Below are 17,741 nucleotides of genomic sequence, written 5' to 3'. Positions count from 1 at the left end.
ATGTCGTCTTCACAGCATGCAGTACAAAGGCCCCCGACGGGAAGCCTTGCGCGGTGCCGGCGTGGCGGCATACCCGCGCGGCGCCGGCAAGTGCCGGAATCGGGCGCGCGCGCCGTGGGCCGCAGGACTAGACTGCGCGTTCCCTTTCCGCTTCCGGAGCCGCCATGGCCCTGCCACGTTCGATCCTCGCACTCGCCCTGGGCGCCGCGCTGTCGCTGAGCGGCTGCGGCGGCGACAAGGCCCCCGCCGAGGGCAATGCCGCCACCGCCACGCCCGCCGCCGCCGTCAAGGCGCAGCTGGGCAGCTTCGGCTTCGACGTGTCCGGCATGGACCGCAGCGTCGCCGCCGGCGACAACTTCTTCGACTTCGCCAACGGCCAGTGGGTGCAGCGCACCGAGATCCCGGCCGACCGCTCCAGCTTCGGCAGCTTCAACGTGATCTACGAGAAGACCCTGGCCGACACCCGCGCGATCATGGAAGAAGCCGCCAAGGCCGGCGATGGCGAGGCGCGCAGGATCGGCGACTACTACGCCGCGTTCATGGACGAGGCCGGCATCGAGGCGCGCGGCGCGGCGCCGGTGCAGCCGCAGTTGCAGGCCGTCGCCGGCATCGCCGACAGGCAGGCGCTGGCCCGGGCGCTGGGCGCCAGCCTGCGCGCCGACGTGGACCTGCTCAACGCCACCAACTTCTACACGCCGCACCTGTTCGGGGTGTGGGTGTCGGTGGACCTGCTGCAGCCGGACCGCAACGCACCCTACCTGGTGCAGGGCGGCCTGGGCATGCCCGACCGCGACTTCTACCTGGAAGGCGGGCGCATGGCCGAACTGCGCAAGGCCTACGAAGGCTATGTCGCACGGCTGCTGGAACTGTCCGGTGATGCCGACGCCGCCGGCAAGGCCGCGCGCATCGTCGCGCTGGAAACGAAGATCGCGCGCGCCCACGCTACCCAGGAGGAAACCAACGACGTCGAGAAAGGCGCCAACGCCTGGAAGCAGGCCGACCTCGCGGGCAAGGCGCCGGGCATGGACTGGGCGGCGTTCCTGGACGCGGCCGGCCTGTCGGCGCAGCAGGACTTCATCGTCTGGCAGCCGAAGGCCGTGGCCGGGCTGTCGAAGCTGGTCGCCAGCGAGCCGCTGGACGCCTGGAAGGATTACCTCGCCTTCCACGCGCTGGACGAAGCCGCGCCCTACCTGCCCAAGGCCTTCGCCGACGCGCACTTCGCCTTCCACGGCACCGCCATGAGCGGCACCCCGCAGCAGAGCGAGCGCTGGAAGCGCGCCGTCAGCGAGACCAACAACGCCGTCGGCGAGGCGGTCGGCAGGATCTACGTCGAGCGCCACTTCGACGCCGCCACCAAGGCGCGCGCCGACGAGATGGCGAAGAACATCATCGCCGCCTTCGCCCGGCGCATCGACGCGCTGGACTGGATGTCGCCGGAAACCAAGGCGCACGCCAAGGCCAAGGTCGCCGGGCTCAAGGTTGGCATGGGCTACCCGGACACGTGGCGCGACTACAGCGCGCTGGAAGTGAAGCGCGACGACGCGCTGGGCAACGCGCAGCGCGCGGCGCTGTTCGAGTACCGCCGCAACATCGCCAAGCTGGGCCAGCCGGTGGACCACGGCGAATGGGCGATGCTGCCGCAGACCATCAACGCGATGAACGTGCCGCTGGAAAACCGGCTGGTGTTCCCGGCCGCGATCCTGCAGCCGCCGTTCTTCGACGCCGCGGCCGACGACGCGGTGAACTACGGCGCCATCGGCGCGGTGATCGGCCACGAGATCAGCCACGGCTTCGACAACGCCGGCGCGCTGTTCGACGAGACCGGCAGGCTGCACAACTGGTGGACGGCCGAGGACCTGAAGCAGTTCAACGCCGCCGGCGACGCGCTGGCCGCGCAGTTCAGCAGCTACGAACCGTTCCCGGGCGTGCACGTCAACGGCCGCCTGACCCTGGGCGAGAACATCGCCGACGTGGCCGGCCTGGCGACCGCGCACGATGCCTACCGCATGGCGCAGCAGGGCAAACCGGCGCAGGACCTGGAAGGCTTCACCCCGGACCAGCGCTTCTTCCTCGGCTTCGCCCAGGCCTGGCGCAGCAAGATGCGCGAACAGGCGCTGCGCAACTCGCTGCTGACCAACGTGCATGCGCCGGGCCAGTTCCGCGCGCTGACCGTGCGCAACCTCGATGCGTGGTATCCGGCGTTCGGGGTCAAGGAAGGCCAGGCGCTGTACCTGGCGCCGGACAAGCGGGTCAAGGTCTGGTAGCGCGCCGCCGGCATGCACACGAAAACGGGCGCCTCGGCGCCCGTTTTCTTCTGGTCCGCCGTCACGGCGGCCATCGCAGCAGCGACTGCGGATCGCGTCCCACCCGCCGGCAGGCGCGCGTGGCGATGCCATCGCCGAGCGCGACGCGGAACAGCGGCGCCGCCCCGCGCAGGGTGCGCGCGGCCAGCCTGGCGCGCAGGCGCTGGCCGCGGCTGCGACCGAGCAGCCGCTGTGCCCAGTCCGGCAGCAGCGCCGCGCCGGCGGACAGGAAAAACTCGCGCGACACGCCAGGCAGCGGCACCGGCAGACGCACGGCCTCGAGCACCTCCAGTACCTCGCGCGAACGCGCGTCCATGCACAGCTGCGGCCGCTGCGCGGCGAAGTAGTCGCGCACCTGCGCCTCGCTGGCCGGCACGTCGCGCGCGCCCAGCGCTTCGGCCACGCGCCGGTACTCGTCGTAGTAGCGGTCGGCGATGTCGCCCGGCACTTCGCGGCAGTAGCGGCGGCAGCCTTCGAGGAAGCCATGGGCCTCGGTGACGTGCACCCAGGTGAGCAGTTCCGGATCGTCGGCGGCATAGGCGCGGCCATCGGGCAGCGTGCCGGCGATGCGCGCATGGATGCGCCGCACCCTCTCGACCAGCTTTTCCACTTCCGCTGCCGGTGCGTAGCTGGTGCCGGCGACGAAGGCGGTGGTGCGGCGCAGGCGCCCGACCAGGTCCTGCCGGAAGTTGGAATGGTCGTGCACGCCGGCCAGCGCGCGCGGGTGCAGCAGCTGCAGCATCAGCGCGCACAGGCCGCCGGCGAGCATGCCCGGGAATTCGGAATGGATGCGCCAGGTCACGCTGTCCGGGCCGAACCAGCCCGGGTCGCCCAAAGGGGCGTCATAGGCGATGCCGCTCTGGTCGCGCGGGAAGGCATCGAGCACCCAGCGCCGGATCTGGGCGGTGGCGGCGGCGGAAACGGATCGCGGCAGGAACGGCATGGAGGCCATCCTAGCCGGACGCCCGCGCACGCTCACCGCGCCGGACGCGCATCGCGCCCACCTTCCTCCGCCTCAAGCGCGTGCACGCGGCCTCCATTCTGGCCTTGTGCGCATGCAACATGCAGGCGGATTTTCGATTTTCGATTCCGCCACTTGCGCCATGACGCGGCGCAAAAAATACGGCGCCCCGGCGCATTCCGCAGGCATGCCGCCGCCGCTGCTTCGCGCCGCCCCCATTGCCAAGCCGGATGAAAGTGCTAGAACTGGAAGCGCCAGATCGTTCCACGCCGTATCCGTCGCTCGTTCCAGCCAGTATCTGCAAGGAGCTCCACATGATCGCGTTGTTCAAGGGTTTGGGTTTGTTGCTGCAGGACAATGAGCTGTACCGCAGTCCGTTCGAAAAACAGGTCGAGCACTGGAAGAACCTGAGTGACGAGCAGATACGCGACGAGGTGGGCGTGCTGGCCAAGGCCAAGTGCCAGTGGCTGATGGCGTCCATCGTGCTCTGGCAGGCGTCCTCTCTGCTGATCCTGGGGCTGATCACCAATTACCTGTGGCGCGACGACTTCCACATCACCTTCACCCGCGTGGTCATCGTGTTCGGCTCGTGGGTGTCGATCCTGTTCGTGATCTGGTTCATGGCCAACATGTTCGACCACACCGCCGGCTTCGAGCGCTGGATGAAGGCGTTCAACAGCCGCGCCCGCATCAGTTCCGACGCCGACAGCGTGGAGACCGTGGCCGACGCGCTGGAGATGGCCAAGCACTATCCGGAAGTGCTGGACTACAAGCAGGCGGTGGCGTCCCGGCGCGAACTGCGCCACGAGGACATCCGCATCATGCGCGAGCTGGGCCGCATGCGGCAGCATTCGGAACTGGTCGGCAAGCTCAACCATATCGGCGACGACGGACTGCGCCTGCAGCCGGCGTTCTGAGTCTTCCGTTCCAGCACCCTTCCCGCAACGCCGCGCTCAGTCGCGGCGTTGCGCTTCCCGGGCCCGCACCTGCTGGCCGAAGCCGGCCGGCAGGCCCTGTACTTCGCGCACGCCGCCGACCACCACGCTGAAGTCGTCCAGCGCCTGCCGCCGGCACAGCTCGCCGGCCGCCTCGTCGCGGCACTGTTCGCGGTAGAGCCGGTAGAAACAGTTGCCGCTGTCGCTCTGCAGGCACTGGAAGCGGGCCTGGCCGCCGGACACGGTGGTGCGGCTGAGCACGGACTGCTCGCCGTTGACGCGGACGATCGAGGTCTGTCCCTGCGGTTCGCGGTAACCCAGCATCGCCAGCAGGCTGCCGAGCAGGAAAGTCAGGTACTGCATGGCACTTCTCCTTGTACGGGTCGCGGACGGGGCTTACATGCCGCGGAACAGGCTCATGAAGGGCTGGCTGACCACCAGCGTCTCGCTGCGGTCCTTCAGGCGCAGCACGCCGCGCCCGCTGTTGTCGCGGCTCACCGCCGCCACCGCCTTCATGTTGACGATGGTCGAGCGGTGCACCTGGCGGAAGCGCTGCGGGTCGAGCGCTTCGGCCAGTTCGCGCAGCGAGCTGCGCAGCAGCAGTTCCTCGCCGGCGGTGACCACCGCGGTGTATTTGCTGTCGGCGCGGAAATACAGCACGTCCTCCAGCATCACCAGCCGCGTCTCGCGGCCGTTGCTGGCGGTGATCCAGGCCAGCGGCGGCGCGCCGGTCCTGGCGGCCGGCTGCCGCGCCAGCTGTTCCAGCAGCTGGTCCAGCAGGCGCCGGTCCGGCGCGCCGGCCTGCAGCCGCGCGAGCACGCGCTGGCGCGTGGCCAGCAGGCGCTCGTCGGCCACCGGCTTGAGCAGGTAGTCGACCGCGCCGCGCTCGAAGGCGTCGATGGCGTACTGGTCGTAGGCGGTAATGAACACCACCTGGGTCTGCGGGCTGAGCGTCTCCAGCGCGCGGGCGACGTCGATGCCGGTGACGCCGGGCATGCGGATGTCGAGGAAGGCCAGGTCCGGCTTCAGCGTTTCCAGCGCTTCCAGCGCGGCTGCGCCGTCCTCGCACTCGGCGACGATGCGCAGCTCCGGCCACAGCCGCTGCAGCTGCGCCATCAGCGCCTGCCGCAGCAGCGGTTCGTCTTCGGCGATCAGGGCATCAAGATGCATGGGTCGGCTCCGGCATCGGCGGGACGGCCGGCGGCGCAGCACTGCGGCGCGGCAGGGTGAGGGTCGCGGCGGCGCCGCTGGGGAAGTTGGAGACCAGGGCGAAGCCCGCCTCCGGCCCGCAGGTCAGGCGCAGGCGCTCGCGCAGGTTCTTCAGGCCGATGCCGGTGCCGCTGCCGCTGCTGCCGCCGAAGCCCTGGCCGTCGTCGGCCACGGTGATGTTGACCTGCCCGTCGGATTCGCGCGCCAGCAGCCAGACCGTGCCGCCGCCGGACTTGGGTTCCAGCCCGTGCTTGATCGCGTTTTCCACCAGCGTCTGCAGGGCCATCGACGGCAGCGCGACGTCGTGCAGCGCGTCGGGCACGTCGATCCGCACCGCCAGCCGGTTGCCCATGCGGATGCGCAGGATCTCCAGGTAGGCCTGTACCCGTTCCAGTTCCTGCCCCAGCGTCGACAGCGACTGGTCGATGCCCGGCAGCGAGCTGCGCAGGTACTGGATCAGGTGGCCGAGCATGCGTTCGGCGCGTTCGGGATCGGTGCGGGTCAGCACCTGCGCGTTGGCCAGCGTGTTGTAGAGGAAGTGCGGTTCGACCTGCGCATGCAGCATGTTCAGCCGCGCCACGCTCAGTTCCTTCTCCGCCTCGGTGCGCTCGGCCGACTCGCGTTCGTCGCGGCGCAGCTCGGCAACGCGCCGGCTCATCGCGCGGCTGACCGCCTCGGCGTTCTCGCGGTTGCTGCCCTCGTCCGGCATCAGCAGGTCGGCCCAGGCGCCCGCTTCGGGCTCGAACAACAGGGAGACGCTGCTGGTGCCCTGGCCCGGCGTCACCGTCGCCGACACCTGGTTGCGCTTGATCGCCAGCCACGACCGCGGGTTCCAGCGCGAGGGCGGGCTCATGTTGTAGGGGTCCACGCGCACGAGCTTGGCGCGCAGCTGCAGGCTGCCGGGCGAGCTTTCGATATCGGTGACGCGCGGCAGCCCCGCGATCACCGACTCGACCAGCGCGAACGCCTGCCCGGCGTCGAACGGCAGTTCGATCTGGCGCCGTTGGCGGCTGGACAGGCTGTCGTGGTCCAGGCGGCCCGCCGTCAGCTTGACCCGGTGCAGATGGCTGGCGGTATTGATCGCCGCCATCGCCAGCACGCCGATCACCAGCAGCGCGAATATCGCTCCCGGGTCGCCGAAGACCTGTGCCCATACGATGCCCAGCACGATCAACGCCAGCGCCCAGGCCACGAGGATGCGGAAGCAGAACCACAGGCTGGCGATCATGGAGGCGTTCCCGGCTGGACAGTGGTGGCGAGCATAGGCGCTGGGCCGCCATGCACAAGCGCCCTGCGACGAAGACGGGAATCTGGGGAACGAATGCCGGTGCCGGCGGCTGGAATCGGCGGCCGGAAACGCGGACGCCGCCCGTTGCGGGGCGGCGTCCTGGCGTCAGCGGCGTCCATCCGGGCGGAGGGACGCCGCCAGCTGGTTCAGCGGCGCTCGCTGGCGCTTGCGTCGCGGACGGCGCGGAACGGCTCGTCGGCGCTCCAGTTCGGCCAGGCGCGCGAGTTGGCCAGCTGCTCGCCGAGCGTGTAGACCACTTCCAGGTCGCGCGCGGCGCCGGCGAAGGTCCAGTCCGGCTGCCATTCGTCGCCCTGCTGGTGGTAGCGCCTGGCGGTGTAGTCGTCGGAGGCCTTCTTGCCGGCGGCCACGCCACCCTCGATCCAGTCCTGCCCGGCCGAGTACGACAGCGCCGGCACGCCGCGCTTGGCGAACGGGAAGTGGTCGGAACGGAAGAACAGGCCGGCTTCCGGCTTCGGGTCCGGCGTGTAGCGGATGTCCCAGCCCTTGGCCACGTCCTTGAGCTGGTCCAGCAGCTCGAACCGCGCCGAGCCGTAGATGCCGAAATCGCGCGACGGGCCGAACGGCGCCATGCCGTCCATGTTGATCAGCGCCACGGTCGTGCCCAGCGGATACAGCGGATGGCTGGCGTAGTACTCCGAACCGAGCAGGCCCTTCTCCTCGGCGGTGACCGCCAGGAACACCACCGAGCGCTGCGGGCGCGGCGCCTTGGCAAAGCCGCGCGCCAGTTCCAGCAGCGCGGCGGTGCCGCTGGCGTTGTCCAGCGCGCCGTTGAAGATGCGGTCGCCGCGCGCGTCCGGCTCGCCGACGCCGATGTGGTCCCAATGCGCCGAATAGAGCACGGTCTCGTCCGGATGGCGGCTGCCTTCCAGGCGCGCGACCACGTTGTGCGAGGTGATGACCTCGGTCTTGACCGCGTAGTCGGCCGAGAAAGTTTCGCCCTTCAGTTCCACCGGGCGGAAGTCGCGCGACTGCGCCTGCTTCTTCAACGCCTCGAAGTCCAGGCCGGCGCGCTTGAACAGGTCCACCGCCAGGTCGCGCTGGATCCAGCCTTCCAGCGGCGGGTGCGCCGCGGCCGGATTGTCGCGCACCACATCGAACATGGTGTTGGTATTGGAGCCGGCCACCGTCGCCCAGCCGTAGGAGGCCGGGGCGGTCTCGTGCACGATCAGCACGCCGGCCGCGCCCTGGCGCGCGCCTTCCTCGTACTTGTAGGTCCAGCGGCCGTAATAGGTCATGCCCTTGCCGTCGAAATCGCCGACGCCGGCCTCGAAGTCCGGGTCGTTGATCAGCATCACCGCGATCTTGCCCTTCAGGTCCACGCCCTTGAAGTCGTCCCAGTTGCGCTCCGGCGCCTTCACGCCATAGCCGACGAACACCAGCGGCGCGTCCTTGATCGCCACCGCGCTGTCGCCGTTCATGGCCGCGCGCACGGCAATTTCCTGGCCCTGGGTCAGCGCCTGCGGCGTGCCCTTGCTGGACAGCGACAGCTGCGGCTTGCCGACGATGTCGCCCTTGAGCAGCGGCACCGCCTGGGTCCACAGGCGCTTGCCGTCCTGCAGGTCGCCGCCGGGCTGCAGCCCGGCGGCGGCGAACTGCCGGCTCAGGTAGGCGATGGTTTTTTCCTCGCCGGCGGTGGCCGGCGACCGGCCTTCATAGGCGTCGGAAGCCAGTTCCTTCACGTCGGCGGAAATCCGCGCGCCGTCGAACTTCGGCGGCGCGGCCATCAATGCGGTGGACACCGACATCGCCAGCAGGCTGATCACGATTCGTTTCACATCCATCTCCAATGGGTCGAACAACCGCTGGAGTGTAGCCAGCGCCGCGGCCGGGCGGGCAGTGCCGGAAAGCATGGGCAGCGGCCAGCACCGGCAAAGTGAAGCACGGCACCGTAGATGCGGGCCCCTTCCCGCATGAAGCATTGCCGGGAAAACCATGTGCCGGGCAAGCCCGGCACCTACGAGGGTCATGCGATGACGCGCCGGATCGTAGGTGCGGGGCTTGCCCTGCATGCGGCATTGTCGGCAGGAGCGCACCCCGGTGCGCAACGGGGCATTCCCGGAAGAGCACGTGCCGGTACGAGGGTCATGTAATGACGCGCCGGACCGTAGATGCGCGGCTTCCCCCGCATGGGGCATCGCGGCAGAAGCGCACCCCGGTGCGCAACGGGGCATTCCCGGAAGAGCACGTGCCGGGCAAGCCCGGCATCTACGAGGGTCATGCAATGACGCGCCGGATCGTAGGTGCGGGGCTTGCCCCGCATGGGGCCTTCCCGGCGAAGCCCCGTGCCGGGCGAGCCCGGCACCTGCGGACCGGGTGACTGCGCTACGGCGACAGGTTCGCCGCGCGGGCCAACAGCGCCTCGCGCTCGCGGATGTTGCCGCTCAGCGCGGCGGCGCGCTCGAACGCGTCGCGCGCTTCGCCGGTGCGGCCAAGCTGCTCCAGCAGGTCGCCGCGCACCGCCTGCAGCGGCGCGTAGTCATCCAGCCGGCCGTCGTCCTGCAGCGCCTGCAGCAACGGCCAGGCGGCCTGCGGACCCTGCGCGCGCGCCACCGCGACGGTGCGGTTCAGTTCGACCACCGGCGACGGCATGACCGCCGCCAGCCGCGCATACAGCTGCGCGATGCGCGGCCAGTCGGTCTGCGCGGCGCGGCGCGCCCGTGCATGGCAGCCGGCGATGGCCGCCTGCAGCACGTAGGCGTCGTCCTCGCCGCCGAGGGCCAGCGCCTTTTCCAGCGCGGCCTGGCCGCGGCCGATCTGCAGCCAGTCCCAGCGGCCGCGGTCCTGGTCCATCAGCAGCACCGCGGCGCCGTCGGCCGCAGTGCGCGCGTTGATCCGCGAGGCCTGCAGTTCCATCAGCGCCAGCAGTCCCAGCACCGGCGCCGAGGCGGGCATCAGCCCGGCGAGCACGCGGCCCAGGCGCAGGGCTTCCCCGCACAGCGCCGGGCGCATCCAGTCCTCGCCATGGCTGGCGGCATAGCCTTCGTTGAAGACGAGGTAGACCACTTCCAGCACCGAACGCAGGCGCTGCGGCAACGCCTGGCGCCGCGGCACCTCGAACGCCACGCCGCGTTCGGCCAGGGTGCGCTTGGCGCGCACGATGCGCTGGGCGATGGTCGGTTCCGGCAACAGGAACGCGCGCGCGATCTCGGCCGTGCTCAGGCCGCACAGCAGGCGCAGGGTCAGCGCCACGCGCGCGTCGGCCGGCAACACCGGATGACAGGCGACGAACAGCAGGCGCAGCAGGTCGTCGCCGATGTCGTCTTCCACTTCGCGTTCGTGGTCGCGCACCACGCTCCCCCGATGGTCCGGATCCTGCGCCATCGCCTCGTGCTTGTCGGCATGCAGGCGGCGCTGGCGCAGCACGTCGATCGCCCGGCGCTGGGCGGTGGTCATCAGCCAGGCCGCGGGGTTGTCGGGCACGCCGTGCGACGGCCAGTGCTCGAGCGCGGCGACCAGTGCGTCCTGGGCCAGCTCCTCGGCGCTGTCCAGGTCGCCCAGCATGCGCGCCAGGCGCGCGATCAGGCGCGGCGACTCCATGCGCCACACCGTGTCGAGCCTGCGCTGGAGATCGCGGGTTTCCATCCTCCCGCGATCACACCATCGCGCCACGGCGCGCGCAAGCGCGCGCGCCGTGCGTCATGCCTCGACGAAGACCTTGAAGCCGCCCCAGAACATGCGCTTGCCGTCGAACGGCACGCTCTTGGCGTCCATGCCGGCCAGGCGCGGATCGGCCATGGCCTTGGCGTTGACGCGATCGCGGTGCGCGCGTGAGCGGTAGACGATGTAGGCGAAGATCACCACTTCATCGGGCTTGAGTTTGACCGCCTGCGGGAACGAGGTGTGCTTGCCCGGCTTGACGTCGTCGGCCACCGCTTCCAGGTAGGCCAGCGCGCCATGCTCCTTCCACACCTTGGCGCCCAGGCGGGCCATGCGCCGGTACTCGGCCAGCCGCGCCTGCGGCACCGGCAATACGAAACCATCCACGTAACTCATCGTCGTCTCCTTGCTGCGGGAAGTACGGAGGCGGCCGCGCCGGGGCGCGGCCGCCGGTGGATCAGCCCGGTTCGCCGTCCATGCAGGCGATTTCCCAGAGGTGGCCATCCAGGTCCTGGAAGCCGCGCTGGTACATGAAGCCGTAGTCGCGTGCCGGCATCGGTTCGCTGGCGCCGGCGGCCAGCGCCTTGTCCACCAGCGCGTCGACCGCCGCGCGGCTGGCCGCCGACAGGCAGGTGATGACTTCGGTGTGGCTGCGCGCGTCGCACAGCGGGTTGGGCGTGAAGCCCTTGAAGAACGGCTCCACCAGCAGCATCACGAAGATGCTCTCGCTGATGACAATGCAGGCCGCGTCCTGGTTGGTGAACTGCGGGTTGAAGGCGTAGCCGAGCGCGGCGAAGAACGTCTTGGACGCCTCCAGGTCGCGCACCGGCAGGTTGACGAAGATCATCTGCGGCGTCGCCATCGTCACTGCCCCCCGTCCATCGGCTTCATGCAGTTGACCATCCACGGCTTGCCGTAGCGGTCCACCAGCATGCCCCAGCGCCTGGCCCAGAACGTCTCGGCCAGCGGCATCTGCACCTGACCGCCCTCGGCCAGCGCCGCGAACACGCGCTCGGCCTCCTCGACGCTGTCCACGTCGACGTTGATGGTGGTGGCACACTGCCCTTCCGCCGGCGGGCCGTCGGCCGCCATCAGGATCGCGCCGCCGGCCTCGACCTGGCAGTGCGCCACCTGGTCGGGCGTGGGATTGAAGCCGCCGCAGCCTTCGCCGTCCATGTCGCCGGGCGGCATGTCGCCGTACTTCATTTCCGATACCACCTTGCCGCCCAGCGCCGTGGCGTAGAACGCCATCGCCTCATGGGTATTGCCGTTGAAGCCCAGGAAGGGAATCAGTTTCATGGTGCGTCTCCTCGTCATGGATCAGTCGTTGCGTTCGATGCGGTCGCGCAGACGTTGCTCCTGCGCGCGCAGTTCGGGAGTGAAAGCCTCGCCGAAGTCCTCGGCCTCGAAGACCGGGCGGATCTCCACTTCCACCGGCGCGGTGCCGTCGGCGTCGAACGGGGCGCGGGTGAGCCACTCCACCGCCTCGTCCATGGAGCGGACCTGCCACAGCCAGAAGCCGGCGATGAGTTCCCTGGTTTCGGCGAAGGGGCCGTCGATGACCCGGCGCTGCGCGCCGTCGAAACGCACCCGCGCGCCGCGCCGGCTCGGGTGCAGGCCCTCGCCGGCCAGCATGATGCCGGCCTCCACCAGCCGCTCGTTGTAGGCGCCCATCGCGGCCAGTTCGGCCTGGGTCGGCATGACGCCGGCCTCGCTGTCGGCCGTCGCTTTCACAATCACCATCACTTTCATCGCGTTTTCCCGGTTGCGGACCGGACGATCCGCTTCACACCCGGTACGACGAACCGGCGCCGGCGGAATCGACAAGGCCGCCGATCTTTTTTATGAACGCGTTAATGATTTCCGCGCCAGCGGTTTCCTGCGCCATCATGGCGGCCCACCCGGACCGGCCCCTGCCATGAAATTCCTGCTGCTGATCTACATCGACCCGGAACTGCTGCAGTCGCTGCCGCCGCACGAGTACGACGCGCAGATGCGCTCGTGCCTGTTCCACGCCGACGCCCTGCAGGCGCAGGGCACCCTGCTGATGGCGCAGAAGCTGCAGCCCCCGGCCAGCGCCCGCACCCTGCGCACGCGCGGCGGCCAGCCGCGCATCATCGACGGCCCGTTCGCCGAAACCCGCGAGGTCCTGGCCGGGTTCAACCTGATCGAAGCCGCCGACGCGGAGGAGGCCATGCGCATCGCCCACCAGTTCCCGTGGGCGGCCTACGGCAGCATCGAGGTGCGCGAGGTGGACGACCTGCAGGCCGAGCGGGTGCGGCTGGACGCCTGAACGGCCGTGTCCAGCCCGCGGCCGCTCAGGACACCACGATCCGCAGGTCGCGGCGTTCGACCGCTTCGTTCCCGCTGTAATCCCGGGCGGTGATCCGGATCACGTACTCGCCGGGCGGCAGGTCCGCCGGCTGCCACGCCTCGCTCGCCAGCCGGCCGTCGCGCACGGTGTTGGTGAGCACGTAGCGGAACCGCGTCACCGCGCTGCCGTGCACGGTGATGCCGCTGTCCTCGGCGTAGGCGACCTTCGCCGCGTCCGCCTGCGGCGGCATGCGGTTGAACTCGATGTTCATGCGCGGCTGTTCGTGGCCGGGCAGCGCGCGGCCGCCGGCGTCGAGGATCTGGTAGCCCAGCGCGTACAGGCCGAGCCTGCGGCGCGGCAGGTTGCCGTCCACCTGGTCCCAGGCTTCCACCACCAGCTGCAGGCCGCCTCCGTCGCGCGGCACCCGCAGGCGGCCATCGCGGCTTTCGCGCAGCCGTCGGCCCTGCGCGTCGAGCAGGGCGATGTCGTCGATGCGCGGCGGCACGTGGTCGGCGTAGTTGGCGAAGCCCAGCCGCACGGCGTTGCGCTCGTAGCCGGACGGCCCGACCGCCAGGTGCACGTGGGCCTGGCTGTTGATGCTGCCCAGCGCGTCGCCCGGCCTGAAGCGCGTGCCGCGGCGCACGCGCACCCGTTCCAGCTGCCCGGCTTCGTCGTACACCAGCTGGAAACGCGCCGGGTCCAGCGCGCGGCCGGCGGCGTCCCGGCCCACCTTCATGTGGATGTAGTCCAGCGTGTCCAGCGACAGGCCCTCGGCCTGCCCGCCCAGGCTCCACGCCGCCGCCGGGCTGCCGACCTTGGCGGCGGCGATGGCCAGTACCGTCTGCCCGACGTCGCCACGGATGTCGAAGCCGCCGTGCAGGTGGTGGCGGCTTTCGCCGCTGAAGTTGCCGCGCACCTCGCCCAGCGTGCCGACCACTTCGTGCCAGCCCAGCTGCGGCGCCAGCGGCCAGCGCCCTTCGTTGCGCGGCAGCGGATTGTCGATCGCCGGGCCGACCTGCGCTTCGGCCGTCGCCGTCCCGGCGACCTGCAGCCGCAGGTGGTGGACGCGGTAGGCGTCGGCGTCGCCGAGCAGCAGGCTTCCGTCCGGCGCCAGCGCCAGGCCCGCCGGCCGCGCGAACCGCTGCGCGTCGCCGGCCACGGCCACCACGTGCCCCGTGGGCGAGACCTGCACCACGCGGCCGGTGATGCGCTCGCCGACGTAGGCCACGCCGTCGTGGGTGAGCGCCAGCGTCATCGGCCCCCACAGCACGCGCGCGCTCCCGGGGCCGCCGGCGCGCGTGGTGACGCGGCCGGCGCGGGTCACGGTGCGCAGCGCGTCGTTGCGCAGGTCGGCCACCCACAGCGTGCCGTCGGCGTCGAGCTTGAGGTCGGTGGGGGTATCGAAACGCGCCGCGCCGCCCTGGCCGTCGGCCCAGCCCGGACGGTCGCCGCCGGCCAGCGTCCACACGCGGCCATCGGGCTCGATCACGCGGATGCGGTCGTTCCAGGTGTCGGCCACGTAGACGCGCCCCTGCGCGTCCACCGCCACGCCCATCGGACCGTCGAAGCGCGCCTGGCGCCCGATACCGTCGGCGAAGCCCGGGGTGCCGTCGCCGGCCAGCGTGCTCACCTCGCCCAGCGGGGTGATCCTGCGGATCGCGTGGTTGCCGGTATCGGCGACGTACAGGTTGCCGTGCCGGTCCAGCGCCAGGCCGGAAGGTGTGTTGAACGCGGCGGCTTTGCCGCGGCCGTCGGCGAAGCCCTCGCGGCCGCCGGCCAGCACGTGGAACGCGCCGTCCAGCCAGCGGTAGAGGATGCGGTTGTTGTCGCCGGCGTCGGCCACGTACAGCGTGCCGCCGGCGTCCATCGCCACGCCCCACGGATCGCTGAAGCGGCTCTGCGCACCGGAACCGACGCTGTCGCCTTCGACGCCATCGCCGGCCAGCAGGTCAACCTGCGCGCGCCAGCCCAGCGGCGTGGCGGCGGGCGCCTGCGCTGGCGGCGTCCGCGGCGCCCACAGATAGCTGGCTGCCAGCGCGCCCACGGTCAGCGCCGCCACCACCATCACCCCATGCCTGCGTTCCATGTACATACCAGCGGTTGCGGACCCGGCACCATAGACGCTCGCCGGCCGCGGAACCACCCGGCCCGTCGCAATCCGCTCAACCACCAGGGAGTCATCCATGAACCTGCGACTGCACCTGCAGGGCAACCCGATCCGCCTGCAACCGCCGCAGGGCGCGGCCGTCGTGCTGCCGCTGTCGCTGGATGGCCTGCTGGCCGCGGGACTGGAAAATTTTCCGCCGGGCGGCGCCGCGCTCGAACAGGCCATCCAGCAGGTCGAGGATGCGCTGATGCCGGCCATCCCCGCCCTGCGCGATCGGCCGGCAATGCTGCTGGAATGCGCGGACCCGGTGCTGGCGCCGTTGCTGCCGGCCGCCGGACGCGATCCCCTGGCGGCGGCCACGCTTTCCATCGCCGAGGTCGAGGACGTCTTCGACCGCCTCGCGCGGGTGGCGGCCGGCGTTCCCGCACGCAGCCTGGGCCTGCCCGGACAACCCCGCTTCGCCGCGGCGCTGGTGGTGGTGCGCGAACTGCTGCACCACGTCGGGCTCCCGGCGCTGCGCGTGCTGCCTGCGGCGGACTGACGCCTGCCGCGGGCTTCTGGCGTCAAGCGCGGCCGAACGCGTGCGGGCCCGGCTCGGCGGCGCCACACGCCCGCGCGGTCACCGCTTAGCGCGCGCCTGGCGCAGGTGCGTGCCGACCGGCACGGAGAACGCGCCCTTGTCGGCCACGTCCCAGTTGATCGACCAGGTCATCACGCCGCGGAAGTCCGGATACGGCTGCGCCGGCTTCACGCTGTCGCAGGCGGTGGCCATGGTCAGGCAATCGAAGGCGCGGTTGATGTCGGCCGGCGTGGCGTAGCCGTTGCCGGCCGCGGTCAGGCCGGAAGGCAGGGCCAGCGCCACCTGGTCCGGGCGCAGGCCGTCGAAGCGGCCCTTGCCGTCGGCGAGCTGGAAGCCTTCGATCAGCATCTTCGCCGAGCCCACCATCATGTCCACGCTGCCGGCCGGCAGCTTGTCCGCGTGGTAGGGCGTGGGCAGGCCGCCGTTGTTGTAGAGCTGCACGTGCAGCAGGTCCAGCTCGTCACGCAGGCCGTCGATCAGCGGCAGGTAGGCGCCCCAGATGCCTTGCATCGACACCCAGCCGCCCTGCACGTAGGGGTGCTCGGGCGCCATCGACACGTACAGGTTCGGGTACATGGCATGCAGGCGCTTGACCGCGGAGACGAGGTGGCCGGTCACCGGCGCGCCGTGCACGACGCCGGCGATCTTCTCCAGGTCGATGTCGATGCCGTCCAGCCCGTAGGCGTCGATGGCCTGCGCGGTGGTGCGCACGAAGTTGTCCTCGTCGCGCTGCGTCTGCAGGGTCACGGTGCCCAGTTCGCCGCCGAAGGACAGCGCCACGATCCCGCCGCGCGCGCGGCGGGCGGCGATGTCGGCGATCAGGCGGGCCTTGTCCAGCCCCGGCGCCGGGTTGAGCGCGATCCGGCCCTCGCCCATGTCGTCGGCGAACGCCAGCACGATCACGTCCCAGCTGTCGTCCACCTGCCCCAGCGGCAGCACGCCCGAGCCGTTGTCGAAGTTGTGCAGGTAGCCGACCAGCGCGTGGCGCGGAAGCGGATGGCTGTAGCCCGGCGTGATTCCGGGCTGCGGCTCGGCGGTCGGTTTCTGCCCGGCTTGGCAACCGAAACTGGTGAGGAGGACAAACGCGCACGACAGCAGGCTGATCGGCTTCATCGCAATCCCATGCGGTGGAGGGGATCCCGATTCTAGACAGGCGCCGTCGCGAAAAACCCTTCCGGAACATGAAGTTGGCGAAGTTGTCCGGTAATGACCTGGGCGGTCCAGCCGCTGTCCGGCGGGCCTGCCCGGCGGCTGTCGATGCGTTGTCGTATCGCACCGGCGCTCCCTTCGCGGAGGACATCGCCGGACCGTCGGACGCACGCGCGACGCCCCGGATCTGCCCCGCGCTGGCGGCCGCGCTCAGCCGCAGGTCTTCATGCGTCGCTCGGCGTCCCACAACGCGCGCCGCGCCAGGTCATAGGCGCTGTCGGCCGCCGAGGGCAGCGTGTGTTCGGCCTCGACCGGGTCGGCGCCGTGGCGGTAGCGGTATTCCAGACGCTCCAGCGCGTCCAGGTGCTGCAGCGCGGTGGCGAACCAGCGGCGGCGCGCGGCGCCGTCGCACCGCGGATAGCGCCGCTCCAGTTCGCCGATGGCGGTGCGGAGGCGGCGGCTGGCCTCGCCGTCGAGGCCCGGCAGCGGTTCGTGGCGGATCGGCGCGGCCTTGTAGGCATCGCCGGTCGCCTCGCTGCCCAGGTCGGACGCGCGTTCGTGCAGCGACGGGTTGAACGCCACCTCTGGGGGACGCCGCGCTTCCGCCGGCTGGGTGTCCTCACCGTAGAGCCAGCGCTGCATGCGCGACTGCTTCGTCCCCGCCCGCTGCTTCGAGAACAGCCCCGCGGTGGCGCGCTCGCCCACGCCCGTCGCCAGTTCGTCGCGGTGCTCGAACACCCGCTCGTCCTTGCCGGGGATGCGCCCGTCGGCAGCGACGCCGTCGGGCAGGTCGACCCCGCCATCGGCGGCGTAGAGGCGGCGCGACCAGTCAGTGGAAGACGCCGGCGGCGCGGACGCGGCCGGCGGCGGCGTGGAAGGGCGCATGGCCTCGGCCGGCAACGGCGCGGACGGAACGACGGGCGCCGTCGCGTGGGCCATGGCCGGGAGCGGCGGAGGCGGCGGCGCCGCGCCCGGTTCGCGCGGCAGCCAGCGAACCTGCAGGCGCTGCTGCCGCTGCTCCGGGGCGGTTTCGGGCACCTGCCACAGCACGCGCCCGACCAGGCAGAGGATCGCCGCGGTCGCCAGGCCGGCGCCGATGCGGTGGGACAGGGGTTCACTGACGCGGGAATCGTGCATGCCTCTCCATCGCAGACCTGCACGCGGGCGGGAGTCCCGCGGTGCACCGTGGCAACTAGACCGGAACCGGCGCGGCGAGTTCCATGGCGGCCGTCGCGCGCGGACGCCCGGGTTACGATGGCCGCCCTTTCCGGCACCGA

17 protein-coding genes are annotated in these 17,741 nt (G+C 71.0%); 4 read left to right on the top strand and 13 right to left on the bottom strand.

All coding sequences use genetic code 11. The annotated features are described in order from the left end of the window. The first annotated feature begins 164 nt into the window (after positions 1 to 164). Positions 165 to 2,264: a M13 family metallopeptidase gene (locus tag ABTV91_RS04700; protein ID WP_433853461.1), complete on the top strand. Its 2,100-nt coding sequence runs from the start codon at positions 165 to 167 to the stop codon at positions 2,262 to 2,264. Between the two features lie 61 nt (positions 2,265 to 2,325). Here the strand turns inward: ABTV91_RS04700 and ABTV91_RS04695 are convergent, their stop codons facing one another. Continuing rightward, entirely contained in the window at positions 2,326 to 3,246 is a 921-nt protein-coding gene (locus tag ABTV91_RS04695; protein WP_433853460.1) for an oxygenase MpaB family protein, read from the bottom strand. Between the two features lie 332 nt (positions 3,247 to 3,578). Here ABTV91_RS04695 and ABTV91_RS04690 point away from each other — a divergent pair, with 332 nt between their 5' ends. After that, a complete protein-coding gene (locus ABTV91_RS04690; RefSeq protein WP_433853459.1) occupies positions 3,579 to 4,181 on the top strand; it encodes a hypothetical protein in 603 nt (200 codons plus the stop codon). Between the two features lie 36 nt (positions 4,182 to 4,217). Here the strand turns inward: ABTV91_RS04690 and ABTV91_RS04685 are convergent, their stop codons facing one another. From ABTV91_RS04685 to ABTV91_RS04645, 9 genes are all read right to left on the bottom strand, one after another. Continuing rightward, positions 4,218 to 4,562, bottom strand: a complete 345-nt coding sequence (locus ABTV91_RS04685; RefSeq protein WP_433853458.1) for a hypothetical protein — start codon at positions 4,560 to 4,562, stop codon at positions 4,218 to 4,220. 33 nt (positions 4,563 to 4,595) lie between these two features. Beyond that, complete coding sequence (locus ABTV91_RS04680; RefSeq protein WP_433853457.1) at positions 4,596 to 5,369, bottom strand: LytR/AlgR family response regulator transcription factor; 774 nt, start codon at positions 5,367 to 5,369, stop codon at positions 4,596 to 4,598. Then, positions 5,359 to 6,636 (bottom strand): sensor histidine kinase, encoded by a 1,278-nt coding sequence (locus ABTV91_RS04675; RefSeq protein WP_433853456.1) that lies wholly within the window; start codon positions 6,634 to 6,636, stop codon positions 5,359 to 5,361. Before ABTV91_RS04675 ends, ABTV91_RS04680 begins: the two co-directional genes overlap by 11 nt. 206 nt (positions 6,637 to 6,842) lie before the next feature. Beyond that, on the bottom strand, positions 6,843 to 8,498 hold the full coding sequence (locus tag ABTV91_RS04670; protein WP_433853455.1) for a M28 family metallopeptidase: 1,656 nt from the start codon (positions 8,496 to 8,498) through the stop codon (positions 6,843 to 6,845). 541 nt (positions 8,499 to 9,039) lie between these two features. After that, positions 9,040 to 10,299 carry an RNA polymerase sigma factor gene (locus ABTV91_RS04665; RefSeq protein WP_433853454.1) on the bottom strand — a complete coding sequence of 420 codons (1,260 nt, stop codon included), beginning with the start codon at positions 10,297 to 10,299 and terminating at the stop codon, positions 9,040 to 9,042. Between the two features lie 54 nt (positions 10,300 to 10,353). After that, complete coding sequence (locus tag ABTV91_RS04660; RefSeq protein WP_433853453.1) at positions 10,354 to 10,710, bottom strand: DUF1428 domain-containing protein; 357 nt, start codon at positions 10,708 to 10,710, stop codon at positions 10,354 to 10,356. A 61-nt stretch (positions 10,711 to 10,771) separates the two neighbouring features. Beyond that, a complete protein-coding gene (locus ABTV91_RS04655) occupies positions 10,772 to 11,176 on the bottom strand; it encodes a VOC family protein (RefSeq protein WP_433853452.1) in 405 nt (134 codons plus the stop codon). 2 nt (positions 11,177 to 11,178) lie between these two features. Further along, positions 11,179 to 11,613 carry a VOC family protein gene (locus ABTV91_RS04650; protein ID WP_433853451.1) on the bottom strand — a complete coding sequence of 145 codons (435 nt, stop codon included), beginning with the start codon at positions 11,611 to 11,613 and terminating at the stop codon, positions 11,179 to 11,181. A gap of 21 nt (positions 11,614 to 11,634) precedes the next feature. After that, the gene (locus tag ABTV91_RS04645) at positions 11,635 to 12,066 is read right to left on the bottom strand and encodes a YciI family protein (protein WP_433853450.1); all 432 of its coding nucleotides are present in this window, start codon (positions 12,064 to 12,066) and stop codon (positions 11,635 to 11,637) included. Between the two features lie 166 nt (positions 12,067 to 12,232). Between ABTV91_RS04645 and ABTV91_RS04640 the strand changes: the two genes are divergently transcribed. After that, the gene (locus tag ABTV91_RS04640; protein ID WP_433853449.1) at positions 12,233 to 12,607 is read left to right on the top strand and encodes a YciI family protein; all 375 of its coding nucleotides are present in this window, start codon (positions 12,233 to 12,235) and stop codon (positions 12,605 to 12,607) included. Positions 12,608 to 12,632: 25 nt separating this feature from the next. Here ABTV91_RS04640 and ABTV91_RS04635 read toward each other — a convergent pair whose 3' ends face one another. Beyond that, a complete protein-coding gene (locus ABTV91_RS04635; RefSeq protein ID WP_433853448.1) occupies positions 12,633 to 14,714 on the bottom strand; it encodes a gluconolaconase in 2,082 nt (693 codons plus the stop codon). 97 nt (positions 14,715 to 14,811) lie between these two features. Here ABTV91_RS04635 and ABTV91_RS04630 point away from each other — a divergent pair, with 97 nt between their 5' ends. Continuing rightward, positions 14,812 to 15,276 carry a hypothetical protein gene (locus tag ABTV91_RS04630; RefSeq protein ID WP_433853447.1) on the top strand — a complete coding sequence of 155 codons (465 nt, stop codon included), beginning with the start codon at positions 14,812 to 14,814 and terminating at the stop codon, positions 15,274 to 15,276. Positions 15,277 to 15,354: 78 nt separating this feature from the next. Here the strand turns inward: ABTV91_RS04630 and ABTV91_RS04625 are convergent, their stop codons facing one another. Beyond that, on the bottom strand, positions 15,355 to 16,428 hold the full coding sequence (locus ABTV91_RS04625; RefSeq protein ID WP_433853446.1) for a chitinase: 1,074 nt from the start codon (positions 16,426 to 16,428) through the stop codon (positions 15,355 to 15,357). Between the two features lie 246 nt (positions 16,429 to 16,674). Beyond that, the gene (locus tag ABTV91_RS04620; protein ID WP_433853445.1) at positions 16,675 to 17,601 is read right to left on the bottom strand and encodes a hypothetical protein; all 927 of its coding nucleotides are present in this window, start codon (positions 17,599 to 17,601) and stop codon (positions 16,675 to 16,677) included. Positions 17,602 to 17,741: the final 140 nt, after the last annotated feature.

It is taken from the genome of Stenotrophomonas nitritireducens (assembly GCF_050984405.1).
Classification (GTDB): Bacteria; Pseudomonadota; Gammaproteobacteria; order Xanthomonadales; family Xanthomonadaceae; genus Stenotrophomonas; species Stenotrophomonas nitritireducens_B.
Note: the sequence above shows the minus strand (reverse complement) of the source record. Positions and strands in the feature narration are given on the sequence as shown.

Coding starts and splice junctions, on each gene's coding strand:
- ABTV91_RS04700 (WP_433853461.1), top strand. CDS start 165: ATGGCCCTGCCACGTTCGATCCTCGCACTCGCCCTGGGCGCCGCGCTG.
- ABTV91_RS04695 (WP_433853460.1), bottom strand. CDS start 3,246: ATGCCGTTCCTGCCGCGATCCGTTTCCGCCGCCGCCACCGCCCAGATC.
- ABTV91_RS04690 (WP_433853459.1), top strand. CDS start 3,579: ATGATCGCGTTGTTCAAGGGTTTGGGTTTGTTGCTGCAGGACAATGAG.
- ABTV91_RS04685 (WP_433853458.1), bottom strand. CDS start 4,562: ATGCAGTACCTGACTTTCCTGCTCGGCAGCCTGCTGGCGATGCTGGGT.
- ABTV91_RS04680 (WP_433853457.1), bottom strand. CDS start 5,369: ATGCATCTTGATGCCCTGATCGCCGAAGACGAACCGCTGCTGCGGCAG.
- ABTV91_RS04675 (WP_433853456.1), bottom strand. CDS start 6,636: ATGATCGCCAGCCTGTGGTTCTGCTTCCGCATCCTCGTGGCCTGGGCG.
- ABTV91_RS04670 (WP_433853455.1), bottom strand. CDS start 8,498: ATGGATGTGAAACGAATCGTGATCAGCCTGCTGGCGATGTCGGTGTCC.
- ABTV91_RS04665 (WP_433853454.1), bottom strand. CDS start 10,299: ATGGAAACCCGCGATCTCCAGCGCAGGCTCGACACGGTGTGGCGCATG.
- ABTV91_RS04660 (WP_433853453.1), bottom strand. CDS start 10,710: ATGAGTTACGTGGATGGTTTCGTATTGCCGGTGCCGCAGGCGCGGCTG.
- ABTV91_RS04655 (WP_433853452.1), bottom strand. CDS start 11,176: ATGGCGACGCCGCAGATGATCTTCGTCAACCTGCCGGTGCGCGACCTG.
- ABTV91_RS04650 (WP_433853451.1), bottom strand. CDS start 11,613: ATGAAACTGATTCCCTTCCTGGGCTTCAACGGCAATACCCATGAGGCG.
- ABTV91_RS04645 (WP_433853450.1), bottom strand. CDS start 12,066: ATGAAAGTGATGGTGATTGTGAAAGCGACGGCCGACAGCGAGGCCGGC.
- ABTV91_RS04640 (WP_433853449.1), top strand. CDS start 12,233: ATGAAATTCCTGCTGCTGATCTACATCGACCCGGAACTGCTGCAGTCG.
- ABTV91_RS04635 (WP_433853448.1), bottom strand. CDS start 14,714: ATGGAACGCAGGCATGGGGTGATGGTGGTGGCGGCGCTGACCGTGGGC.
- ABTV91_RS04630 (WP_433853447.1), top strand. CDS start 14,812: ATGAACCTGCGACTGCACCTGCAGGGCAACCCGATCCGCCTGCAACCG.
- ABTV91_RS04625 (WP_433853446.1), bottom strand. CDS start 16,428: ATGAAGCCGATCAGCCTGCTGTCGTGCGCGTTTGTCCTCCTCACCAGT.
- ABTV91_RS04620 (WP_433853445.1), bottom strand. CDS start 17,601: ATGCACGATTCCCGCGTCAGTGAACCCCTGTCCCACCGCATCGGCGCC.